Origin of the sequence: Polaromonas sp. (assembly GCF_039930745.1) — a bacterium.
Taxonomy (GTDB): Bacteria; Pseudomonadota; Gammaproteobacteria; order Burkholderiales; family Burkholderiaceae_C; genus Polaromonas.
In genome coordinates, this window is sequence record NZ_JBDTTH010000114.1 from 1 (window position 1) to 11,265 (window position 11,265).

10 protein-coding genes are annotated in these 11,265 nt (G+C 65.3%); 5 read left to right on the forward strand and 5 right to left on the reverse strand.

Annotated features, from left to right (window positions below; translation table 11 throughout):
* Positions 1-1,070: multidrug effflux MFS transporter (locus ABI660_RS21275; protein WP_348071885.1), on the forward strand; the 1,070-nt coding region annotated here is incomplete at its 5' end.
* 224 nt (positions 1,071-1,294) lie between these two features.
* On the opposite strand, the gene ABI660_RS21280 is transcribed toward ABI660_RS21275, so the two are convergent.
* The 4 genes from ABI660_RS21280 to ABI660_RS21295 form a co-directional block, all read right to left on the reverse strand.
* Positions 1,295-2,107 carry an NUDIX domain-containing protein gene (locus tag ABI660_RS21280; RefSeq protein ID WP_348071887.1) on the reverse strand — a complete coding sequence of 271 codons (813 nt, stop codon included), beginning with the start codon at positions 2,105-2,107 and terminating at the stop codon, positions 1,295-1,297.
* Between the two features lie 78 nt (positions 2,108-2,185).
* Positions 2,186-3,553 carry a DUF1501 domain-containing protein gene (locus tag ABI660_RS21285; RefSeq protein ID WP_348071889.1) on the reverse strand — a complete coding sequence of 456 codons (1,368 nt, stop codon included), beginning with the start codon at positions 3,551-3,553 and terminating at the stop codon, positions 2,186-2,188.
* A gap of 22 nt (positions 3,554-3,575) precedes the next feature.
* Positions 3,576-5,030 (reverse strand): DUF1800 domain-containing protein, encoded by a 1,455-nt coding sequence (locus ABI660_RS21290; protein ID WP_348071891.1) that lies wholly within the window; start codon positions 5,028-5,030, stop codon positions 3,576-3,578.
* A gap of 83 nt (positions 5,031-5,113) precedes the next feature.
* Positions 5,114-6,109, reverse strand: a complete 996-nt coding sequence (locus tag ABI660_RS21295; protein ID WP_348071893.1) for a quinone oxidoreductase — start codon at positions 6,107-6,109, stop codon at positions 5,114-5,116.
* A 166-nt stretch (positions 6,110-6,275) separates the two neighbouring features.
* On the opposite strand from ABI660_RS21295, the gene ABI660_RS21300 reads away from it, so the two are divergent.
* Positions 6,276-7,175, forward strand: coding sequence for a DMT family transporter (locus ABI660_RS21300; RefSeq protein WP_348071894.1), 900 nt, complete (start codon positions 6,276-6,278; stop codon positions 7,173-7,175).
* Between the two features lie 187 nt (positions 7,176-7,362).
* Positions 7,363-7,671 carry a plasmid stabilization protein gene (locus tag ABI660_RS21305; RefSeq protein ID WP_348071896.1) on the forward strand — a complete coding sequence of 103 codons (309 nt, stop codon included), beginning with the start codon at positions 7,363-7,365 and terminating at the stop codon, positions 7,669-7,671.
* Positions 7,672-7,692: 21 nt separating this feature from the next.
* On the opposite strand, the gene ABI660_RS21310 is transcribed toward ABI660_RS21305, so the two are convergent.
* Positions 7,693-8,790 (reverse strand): SMP-30/gluconolactonase/LRE family protein, encoded by a 1,098-nt coding sequence (locus ABI660_RS21310; RefSeq protein ID WP_348071898.1) that lies wholly within the window; start codon positions 8,788-8,790, stop codon positions 7,693-7,695.
* Positions 8,791-8,958: 168 nt separating this feature from the next.
* On the opposite strand from ABI660_RS21310, the gene ABI660_RS21315 reads away from it, so the two are divergent.
* Entirely contained in the window at positions 8,959-10,179 is a 1,221-nt protein-coding gene (locus ABI660_RS21315; RefSeq protein WP_348071900.1) for an MFS transporter, read from the forward strand.
* A 308-nt stretch (positions 10,180-10,487) separates the two neighbouring features.
* The coding region (locus ABI660_RS21320; RefSeq protein WP_348071902.1) for a HAMP domain-containing protein at positions 10,488-11,265 on the forward strand (778 nt) is incomplete at its 3' end.

Genomic DNA, 11,265 nt, shown 5'->3' on the forward strand with positions numbered 1-11,265 from the left:
AGATGCAGCAGACGCTGTCGGCCTACCTGTTCGGTTTTGCCTTCATGAACCTGTTTCACGGCGCACTGGCCGACAGCTTCGAGCGCCGCCCGGTGGTGCTCTGGGGCATTGCCATGTTCACCGTCGCGTCCGCCGGCTGCGCGCTGTCGCAAAGCATCGGCCAGCTGGTGTTTTTCAGGGCGCTGCAGGGCCTGTCCACCGGCGCCGGCATCGTGGTCTCGCGCGCTGTCATCCGCGACATGTTTCCGCCGGCCCAGGCGCAGAAGGTAATGAGCCAGGTGACGATTTATTTCGGCGTGGCGCCAGCGATTGCGCCCATCATCGGCGGCTGGCTGTTTGTGCACCTGGACTGGCATGCGATTTTCTGGTTCCTCACCGGTGTCGGCGTGCTGCTCTGGAGTGCCAATTACAAGCTGCTGCCCGAAACGCTGCACATCACACAGCGCCAGCCCTTCAATGTGAAACACCTGGTGCGCGGCTACTGGCAGCTCGGCTCGAGTGCGCGCTTTTTTCTGCTGGCGCTGGCCAGCGGTGTGCCCTTCAACGGCATGTTTCTGTACGTGCTGTCAGCGCCTGAATTCCTGGGTTCACACCTGGGCCTGGCGCCGACAGAATTCTTCTGGTTTTTTGTCCTGACGATTACCGGCATCATGGCCGGCGCCTGGCTCAGCGGGCGTATGGCCGGCCGGGTTGCGCCCAAGCAGCAGATCCGCCACGGCTTTGTGATCATGCTGGTGATCGCGGTGCTTAACCTGGCCGCCAACCTGCTGTTCAAGGCCCACGTGTCCTGGGCGCTATTTCCGATTGCCGTGTTTGCCTTCGGCTGGGCCCTGATGGTACCGGTGGTGACGCTGCTGGTGCTGGACCTCTACCCCGAGCGTCGCGGCATGGCTTCGTCATTGCAGGCCTTCATCGGCTCGACCGCCAACGGCATCGTGGCCGGCCTGATCGCGCCACTGATCATGCACTCCACGGTGGCGCTGGCGGCTGTCTCCCTGCTGATGATGAGCATTGGCCTGGTGGCCTGGCTGTACCTGCACCGCCGTTGGCCGGAGATCGGCAAGTTCTGAAGCCCCCACGCTCCGCCGCTGCGCGGGTCGCTGCCCCCCGAGGGGGCGCTGCGCCTGCGGGCCGGCAAAGCCGGACCCGCGGCCCCTGCCTGGAAAAAGACCCCCACGGTCGTTCACTTCGTGTAACTCCCTGCCCCCCGAGGGGGCCGCTGCGCCTGCGGGCCGGCGAAGCCGGACCCGCGGCCCCTGCTTGAACGGGAGACGTCCCCCGCGCTGCTGAAATGCTATGCCAGCAGTGCAGCTTGTATCAGCGCGGCCTCGAGCGTGAAGTCGTGGTTCCGCATCTTTTGCAGCAACTCGCGGGCGTCCATCAGCGCAAAACGTTCGACCTCGCCGTCCTGGTTCACAGGGGCCATGCTGTCCGGAACGATGCACCGGTACCAGTCGATGTCTTCGACCACATAACCCGCGCCGCCGCCGTCCCGCGCGGGCCGGCAGGTACGCAGTTGCCCGCCGTGGCGCACGGCCAGCAGGTCGGCAACGTGCAGGCCGGCCTCTTCCCAGGTCTCGCGTACCAGCGCCTTGGCCACCGTGTCCGTGCCGGCAACCATGCCGCCCATCAGCGTGTCCCACAGGCCCGGGTCGTTGGGTTTGTCGAAAGCCCGCTGTTGTACCCAGAAGCGCCCGTCTGTCACCTGGCCCACCAGATGCACCGCGCGGGTGACGATGCCCAGCGGCCGCACCGCCGCGCGCTCCACCGTGCCCACCACCTGCCCGTGGGCATCGGGAACAGCCAGTTGTTCGTCACGCCAGGCACCCGCTAGCCCCATGGCATGCAGCGCGGCGGCCAGCCGGTTCAGCCCAGCAGTCACCTCGCCCTGCACATGCCAGCCGAGAATGCCAGAACGCTCCTCTTTTAATAGCTGCTCACGACCATCTGGCAAGGGCGGAAGCACGATTTTGTTCAAGAATTCCGGCTCAACCGAGCCGATCACGGCCTCGCCCGCCCAGAGCGGTACGCGCGGGCGCAAGGGCGGCTGAACGGCAGCGGCATGCAGGATACGCAGGTAGCTCGGATCTAAAGTGGGCGGGTTCATGGCAAGTATTAAAACGCAGGCGCATGACACCTCGCCTGCCCATGCAGCGCCTCGTGCCCCGAACTCTCCGGCTTTGTCTCAGGCTTTGGCCATCAGCCCATCGAGCCGTCGGTCCCAGCCGGCACCCGGCAAGACGCTGGCCAGCTGTGTATCGCCCATCGCAAAGGTACTGCGCAGCACCTGGGCCAGCACGGCACGGTAGTCATGGTGGGCCGGCAGGTCGCGGCCCTCGTTGAGATTGCCGCGCGCCAGGCCTGTCCACTGGCCGTGCCAGCGGCCGCCGTTCACGCGGTTGCCGATGAGCCACAGCGCGTTGCCAAAACCGTGGTCGGTGCCGCGTGTGCCGTTTTCCGCGCTGGTACGGCCGAACTCGCTCATCACCACGATCACGTCGCCGGGCCCGGAAAAATCCTGGCGCAGCTGCACAATGCCGCGTGCCAGGTTGCCCAGGTTGTTGGCCAGCTGACCGGTGGCCGCGCCCTGATTGGCATGGGTGTCCCAGCCGCCGGCCGACAGGAAGCCCAGACGCAGGCCGCGGTCATTGCGCATCAGTGTGCCCAGGTGCTGCGCATCGAGCTGCAGGCCCACCGGGTCGGGCGCGCCATTGCTGGCGGCGAGCATTTGCGCCGTCTGGGCCTGGGCGCTGGCGGGTGTGCCGTCCCGGTCCAGCTGGCGATCGGCCATCGGCATTGCGGCGGTCATCGTATTGCGGCGAACGTCGGCCGCGGCCTTTTCGGCGCTGAGTTCCTGCGCGCTCTGCAGTCGGCTGCCCGCGCCCTGGCGAAAGGCCTGGCTGATGTTGTCGTCGCCGGCGTAGAGATCCAGCAAGGCCTGGCGCACCCTGTCATTGGCCAGCACGCCGGTACGCGCGGCCGCCTGCCCGCGCGGAATCAGCTTGACGGCGGCCGGCCCGCCGAGAATGGCGGGGTTGGCCTCGCCCACACCCAGCGCCGCCGCAGGGCCCGCACGCAGACTGGCCACCTGGTTGAGCCAGCCCGGGGCGCTGCTGGTTTTGCCTGGCTGCGCAATTTCCATCTGGTATTGCGCGTCGAAATGTGAGCGGTTGGGCGCCGGCAGGCCGGCTGCCGGCACAAAACCGAACACACCCTGCTGCCACAGAGGCAGCAAAGGGCCCAGCGCCGGGTGCAGCGCAAAGGTGTTGTCCAGCCGCAGGGCGGTTTGCGTGCCGCCATCAGGCGCGGCAATGGCTATGTTGGGCCGCAGCGCATAGTAGTCGCGGTCGGCATAGGGCACCAGTGCCGACAGGCCGTCACAAGCACCGCGCAGGAATACCACCACCAAGCGGCCGCCGTCGAGCGCGGAAGTGCCGGCAGGCAGAGACTGCGCCCAGACGCCGGCGCTCAGGGGCCAGGCCGATAGCGCGCCCAGGCCCAGCAAATGGCGGCGGCGCAAACCGTCCGGCTTCGAAGACGGGTTGGAAGGCATGAAAAATCTCCTCTGTTCGGGCTTACTTGCGCATGAAATCGGGACTGGCCAGCATCAGACCGGTATGCAGGGTCGCTTCTTCGCGGGCGATGCGCTCGCGTGTGGCGTTACTCAAAAAAACATTCAGGTAAGCGGGCGCCGGCATGCGCCGCGCCAGGCCCATGGCGTAGTCGGCGCGCCGGGTCAGTGCCTCGGGGGCCAGCCAGGTTGCGGCGTCGGTCTTGTAGCCGTCGGGTGTCTGCCAGCCATGCATGGGTTGACCGGCCTGTGTCAGGAAACCCAGGGCCTGCACAATGTCGCGCCGCTCTTTCGCGCCACCGGCCACCGTCAGCGCCGAGCAGGCATAGTCCAGCGGGGTCTTGAAAAGCTGTTTGTCCGCGGCCCAGAACTCGGGCGCAGCCACCAGCGTGCGCATGACCGCGCGAATATCGCCCTGTGTGGCCAGGAAGGTCTTGCTGAGCCGGTCCACCAGCGCAGGCGAAGGCTTGTCGGCTACAAAAAAACTCGCCAGGCGCGTCGCTATCCTTCGCGCCGTGGCCGGATGGCGCGCCAGAAAGCGGATGGCTTGCTCGCCTTCGGCCATGCCTTGGTCGGCGTAACCGCGGCCCAGCAGGGTCTTGTCCCCGTGGTCATGCAGGCGCTCAGCAAACCGGAAGCCTTCACCACTCCGCAGGTTCACGGTCCAGCCGGTGAGAATGCGCGCCAGTTCGCGCACGTCGTTTTGCGTGTAGCCGCCATTCACACCCAGCGTGTGCAGCTCCATGAGTTCGCGTGCGTAGTTTTCATTGAGGCCCCGGCTGTTGCTCTGCGCCTGGTCGAGGTAAAGCAGCATGGCCGGGTGCTGCGCGCTGGCCAGCAGCAGGTCTTCAAAACGGCCCAGGGCGTTGGGCCGGATCACATTGACAACATAGTGGCCGACAAATGGCCGCACCACGCCCTTGCCGGCAAACACATTGAGGTGGTTGAACCAGAATTCGGTCATGCGCGCCAGCAGCGGGTTTTCCATGGCCGGGTCGCTGCAAGCCATCAGCCGCCAGGCGGCGGCGCTTTGCGCCATCTCCCGGCTGAAGGTTTGCCCGTCGACCGCAGACGGCACGGCTGCGGGCCCGGCTGCCGGGGGCATGGTCTGCTCGCGCGGGGTTTTGCGCGCTTCGCGTTCGGCCTGGAAATCGCGCACGATGTCGCCCAGCGGCGCGTTGAAACGCGCCAGCTCGGCGGGAATATCGGGCGGTTGCCGGCTGGCAGCGTACGCTTCGTCGATCTGCCGCAGGGCCCAGGCACGCGGAGCCGCCTGGGCCGCCTGCGCTGACGCCGGCGTGGGCGCATAGCCCAGGCGTGAACTGGCACGCCAGGCGGCAGCCACGTTGGCAGACGGCGGCCCGTCATCGGTCTGGGCACGCAGCGCGGGACCGCCCAGAAGGGCGAGTCCGGCCAAGGCCAGTGCGAACCCGCGCGATACAGTGAATGTTGGGGCCATGGTCACTCCTGAAGCCCCATTTAACGCCTCGCCCATGCCATGCGTTGAATGCCGCGCGCGGCTTTACACAGTTTTGCCGGGGATTACAGCGTCAGGATGGTGCAGCCGGTGGTCTTGCGTGCTTCCAGGGAAACATGCGCCTGCTGCACATCGGCCAGGGGGAAACGCTGGTCGATGCGGATCTGGACCTTGCCGCTGCTGACCATCGCGAACAGCTCATCGGCCATGTCCTGCGTGGTCTCGCGTGTGGCGATGTGGGTGAACAGCGTGGGCCGGGAAACATAAAGCGAACCCTTGGCAGCCAGCAGGCCGATGTCCAGCGGTTCGACCTTGCCCGAGGCGTTGCCGAAATTGGCCAGCAGGCCAAACGGGCGCAGGCAGTCCAGCGACTTCAGAAAGGTGTCCTTGCCGACCGAGTCGTAGACCACCTTCACGCCCTGGCCGCCGGTGATTTCCTTCACACGCGCGACAAAATCTTCCTTCGCGTAGTTGATGACAAAAGCCGCACCCTGCGCTTTCGCCAGCTCGCATTTTTCGTCCGACCCGGCGGTTCCTATCAGCTGCAGCCCCATGGCCTTGGCCCACTGGCAGGCGATCAGGCCCACACCGCCGGCCGCGGCATGGAACAGCACAAAGTCGCCGGACTTCAAGCCGCCCTGCGGCTGGGTACGGCTCAGCAGGTACTGCACAGTGAGACCCTTGAGCATCATGGCGGCGCCCGTTTCGAAGGAAATGTCATCCGGCAGCCTGCACACACACTTGGCCGGCATCACGCGTACTTCACAGTAGCTGCCCGGAGGGTTGCTCGCATAAGCTGCGCGATCACCGGTTTTGAGATGTGTCACACCCTCGCCAACGGCCTCCACCACGCCCGAAGCTTCCATGCCCAGTTGCAGCGGCATGGGCAGCTTGTAGAGGCCGGCGCGCTGGTAGACGTCGATATAGTTCAAGCCCACGGCCTTGTGGCGAATGCGGATTTCACCGGGGCCCGGTTCGTCGACAAGGACCTCGACCAGTTTGAGTTCTTCAGGCCCACCGTTCTGGTCAATGCGAACGGCTAGCGAGGTGGTCTGGGCCATGATGGTTTTCCTTGGATGCGGTGGAAGGGATGCGAAAAGAAGAATGCGGCCTGCATCCTGCCACGAATCAGCAGCGCCTGCAGGGCCAGCCAGGGCTGCCGCGAACGGCGCGCGGATGTTCAGCCTTTCCTCAGCAATGTCGCGGGGCACTGGGTACAGTCGCCGCATGACGACCGGCCTGAATCTTCGTACCGCCCTGCTGCTGGTCGTCCCCCCGCTGCTTTGGGCCGGCAACGCCGTGGTGGGCAGGCTGGTCCATGAGCTGGTACCGCCCATCACGCTGAACTTTCTGCGCTGGGCACTCGCGTTTGTGCTCCTGCTGCCGCTGGCCGGCTGGGTTTTGCGGCGCGGCAGCGGCTTGTGGCCGCACTGGAAGCGTTTTGCGCTGCTGGGCCTGCTCGGCGTGGGTGCCTACAACGCGTTGCAGTACCTGGCGCTTCAGACCTCCAGCCCGCTCAATGTGACGCTGGTCGCCGCCAGCACGCCGGTGTGGATGCTGGCCATTGGCTGGCTGTGGTTTGCGCAAAAGGTGTCGCACCGCCAGATCATGGGTGCGCTGCTGTCGATCACCGGCGTGCTGGTCGTGCTGTCGCGCGGCCAATGGGCTCTGCTGGCCCAGGTCCGGCTGGTGCCGGGCGACCTCTATGTCCTGCTGGCCACGGTGGCCTGGGCGTTTTACAGCTGGCTGCTGACGCAGCCGAAAGAGCCGCCAGCCATTCGCAGCGACTGGGCCGCTTTTCTGATGGCGCAGATGGTTTTCGGCCTGGGCTGGTCCGGCTTTTTCGCGGCCGGCGAATGGGCGCTGACCGATGCCCACATCCGCTGGGGCTGGCCGCTGGCAGCCGCCCTGCTTTATGTCGCCGTCGGCCCGGCCATCCTGGCCTATCGGTGCTGGGGCATCGGCGTGCAGCGCGCGGGCCCTGCCATCGCCGGCTTTTTCGCCAACCTCACGCCGCTGTTTGCGGCACTGATGTCGGCGGCTTTTCTCGGCGAGCTGCCGCATGCCTATCACGGCATCGCGTTCCTGCTGATCGTCGGCGGCATCGTGGTGTCGTCGCGGCGATAGGGCGCAGCTGACCTGCGGTTTGCAGCGCGCCGCAAATCGAACGGCATCCGGGTAGGAAAGTGCCGACGAGAACAGGGGAAATTTCCGCGCGGAGCCCGTGCGCCATCGCGCTATCGTTTCGAAAGCGCCGGTAGATCCGGGGCTGAGCCAGGTTCCCCTGCTCCATCCACCACCAAAGGAGAAAGCCATGCCAAGAGGTGACAAGTCGTCTTACACCGGCAAGCAGCAGCGCAAGGCCGAACACATCGAGGAAGGTTATGAAAAGCGCGGCGTCGGCAAAGAAGAAGCCGAACGCCGCGCCTGGGCCACCGTGAACAAGGAAAGCGGAGGCGGCAAGAAATCCGGCTCGGGGCGCGGACAGGCCGCCAACCACGCGCCTTCACGCAAGGGCGGCCGCCTCGGCGGCGCCGCAGCAGCATCGCGCAGCGCGGAAGAGCGCTCGGCTTCCGCCAAAAAAGCCGCCGCGACCCGCAAGCGCAACGCAGCATCGCGGTGAGGCGGCAAGGCTACGGTTCCGCTATTTAGGCAGCCAGCCCACGCCTTTGGCATGCAGGCTCTGTATGTAGAGCTTGCCGGGTGTTTCGGTGACTGCCGTGGTCTCCGGGTAGGCCCCGGCCGGGTCCTGCAGGTCGGCCACGATTTTTCCGTCTTCGGTGAAGGCCATGACATGCCCATACGATTTGGGAATCGGCCACAGGGCGCGGGGAAGCCGCAGCGTGAGTTTGCGCAAAAAGGGTTTGCCCGCCATGTTGTCAATCGCCGGGTTCCGGGGCTTGGCGAGTCCCAGCCATATTTTTCCGTCCAGGCCGCGCATGAGGTTGTCCGGATACCCCGGCAAATTGTCCAGCAGCACACGGGCTTGCGGACTTGGTTGCGCCACGTCCAGGTTGCTGGCATCGACTGATATTTTCCAGACCCGGTACTTGCCGGTTTCAGCAACAAACAGCGTTTTGCCGTCCTGGCTCAAGGCCACACCATTGGCAAAGCTCAGGCCTTTGGCGACCACACGCGTGGCCTGGGAGGCGGGATCGTATTCGAGAATTCGCCCGGTGGACGACTGCTCCAGGATGTCCAGCACGCTCGCTTCAAAAGTGCCGCCCCAGCGGGCCGGCGCAAAACGTGTGGAAGCATCGCTCAGGTAGATTTTCCCGTTGGCGGCCACCACCACCGCATCGGCGTAACGGATCGGATCGTCGCCAACCTTGTCGGTCAGCGCGGTGATCTTTTTGTCCGGGGTGATGGACAGCAGGCCCTTGACCGCGTCGGCTGCAATCAGGTTGCCTGCAGCATCAAAGTCAAATCCCAGTACCCTTCCGCCGGTGTTGGCAAATACTTCCTGCGCACTGCCGTCCGGGTTCATGCGCAGGATGTTGCCGCTGACCACCGTGGTGTAGAGCTTGCCGTCTTTGGCAAGCACGATGTGCTCGGGCCCTTCCTCCGAGCCCAGCGAAATCACCTGCAGACCAGCCAGCCGGTTGTTCACCGCGTGCGGACCCGCATAACCGGGCGCGGCGGGCGCGTTCCAGCTGACAGGCTCTATCGGCACCGGCCACAAACCAAGATAGGCGACCAGTACAAGCAGGACCACGCCAAGTACCCACGCTGCTTTTCTCATGTGTCCCCCCGGACGGTATGGTTGACAACAAGCCCTGCCGGCCATCGTACCGGCTGGTCCCCCTTCGATGGGCGATTATCCCTGCGGATCCTGCTCGCAGGTCCGTAAATGGCCAGTGCTGGCCGGCTCCCGCGGCAGGATAAGGCCATTTCCCGACACCGAAAACACATGACCGCAACACTTCCCCGCTCTCTGCTGGCCCTCACAAGGTCCAACCTTGCGGCGCAATTAGCCGAGCAATTGAGCCTGGCGGCTGTGCCGATGGTGGCCGTACTGGCGTTGGGCGCTGGCCCTGGCGAGATCGGGCTGTTGGCCACGGCCCAGACCCTGCCCTTCCTGCTGCTATCGATTCCCCTGGGTTTGCTGGCAGACCGCACTTCGCGCAAGCGCCTGATGGTGGCGTCCGAAGTGTTGCGCACACTGGCCCTGCTCGGCCTGCTGGCTGCCCTTGCCGGTGGCCAGCTCTCGATCGGGCTGCTGGCGGTGCTGGGCTTTGTGGGTGCTGTCGGCACGGTGGGTTTCAGCGTCGCTGCGCCCGCCCTGGTGCCGGTGCTGGTCCCGCGCGAGGCACTTGCACGGGCCAACGGCAGGCTCGAACTCGCCCGGAGCGCTGCCTTTGCCGCGGGGCCGGCGCTCGGCGGCGCACTGGTCACGTGGGCCGGTGCATCCACAGCATTTGTGCTGGCCGCGGTGTTGTCGGCGTCGGCGGTGGCGCTGCTTCTACAGTTGACGGAGCCGCAGCGCACGCCAGCGCCACAGCGGCATCCGCTGCGCGAGCTGCAGGATGGGGCACGCCTTGTCTGGAGCCATCCATTGCTGCGGCCCATACTTCTGACGGCCGTGGCCTGGAACATTTCCTGGTTTGTGCTGCAGGCCGCCTATGTGCCCTATGCCGTCCGGCTGCTCGGCCTGAACGCAGCCGCGGTGGGACTGACACTTGCCGCTTACGGTGCCGGCATGGTGGCAGGTGCCCTGCTGGCACCGCGCGTTGTCGCGAAGCTGCCTTTCGGCCGGGCCATCCAGCTCGGCCCGATAGTTTCGGTGCTGGCGGCGCTGATCATGGTCGCCACGCTGGCGCTTCCTTCCGGCGCAGTGGCAGCGTTCGCATTTTTTCTTTTCGGTGCCGGCCCCATCATCTGGACGATCACCTCGACCACGCTGCGGCAGACTGTGACACCCGGCGCCATGCTCGGACGCGTGTCGGCGATCTTCCTGGCCGTCAATACCGGGGCCAGGCCGGTGGGTGCCGCGCTGGGCGGTTGGGTCGGGGCGACCTGGGGCGAGGCGGCCTGCCTGGTGCTGGCCCTCGCCGGGTTCGTCGTACAGGCCGGATTGATATTGCATTCCGAGGTCCGCCAGCTCCGGTTACTGCCCAGCCCATCGGCGTAACGTTTCCGCACAATTTCCTGCAACCCAAGCCTCAAGTTTCTGGCGGCGCTGCCGATAAACGGATAACGAGGGAGGCGGTGCATGGCCAGCCGCTCTGTCGTGGGCGACGCCAGATCCGGGTATTCCTGATGAAGCGCCTGTTTGCCCCGCGACGGAGGATAGCCCGCCATGCACAGGAAAGGCGCATGACCAGCAATGGGCGTGGGCTCGCCCCATGCCGCTGCCTCCCTCCGGTTCCCCCATTCCGCAAATTCAATTGGCACAAGGCATGCCGCTTTTTCCTCCCCTCAATTTCTGGAGTCCCGTTCATGTTTCTAAGCAATATCTCGATCGGCAAGCGACTGGCCCTGGTGGTCGGCATCATCCTTGCCCTGTTTCTGACGAGCAGTGTGCTTGCCGTCCTGAAGCTGCGGCAACTGGGCACTGAAATCAGCGCCATGGTCGAGAACAACGTCAAGACCGAGCGGGCCGGTGCCGACTGGCTGCGCCACACCACATCGGGCGTGCAGCGGGCCGCAGCCATCGCCAAAAGCGGCGATGTCAGCCTGATCGCCTATTTCGCGCCGGCAACGGCAGCCTCAATCACACAAACCAATGCCTTGCAGAAATTCATCGAAACCCAGATGGACACGCCCGAGAAGCGCCAGTTGTTCGACAAGGTGGGCGAGCTTCGCAAGAATTACCTGGCGGCGCGCGAGGAGGTCAGCAAAGCCAAGCTGGCAGGCGATGTGGAAGGTGCCAACCGCATCTTCAACGAACGCTTCGAGCCTACCTCGCGCAGCTATCTTGCCGGTGTGCAGCAGATGGTGGACACCGAGCGGGCCCTGCTGGACACAGCAGCACAGCGAAGTGAAGACTTGCGTGCCGCCACCAGCCTGCTGCTGATCGTCTGTACCTTGCTGTCGCTCGGCCTTGGCCTCTTCCTGGCCTGGTTGCTGGCACGCAGCATCACGCAGCCCTTGCATCGGGCCGTGCAGGTGGCACAAACAGTCGCCGCCGGCGACCTGAGTAGCCATATCGAAGTGACCAGCAAAGATGAAACCGGTCAATTGATGCAAGCCCTCAAGGACATGAACAACAGCCTCT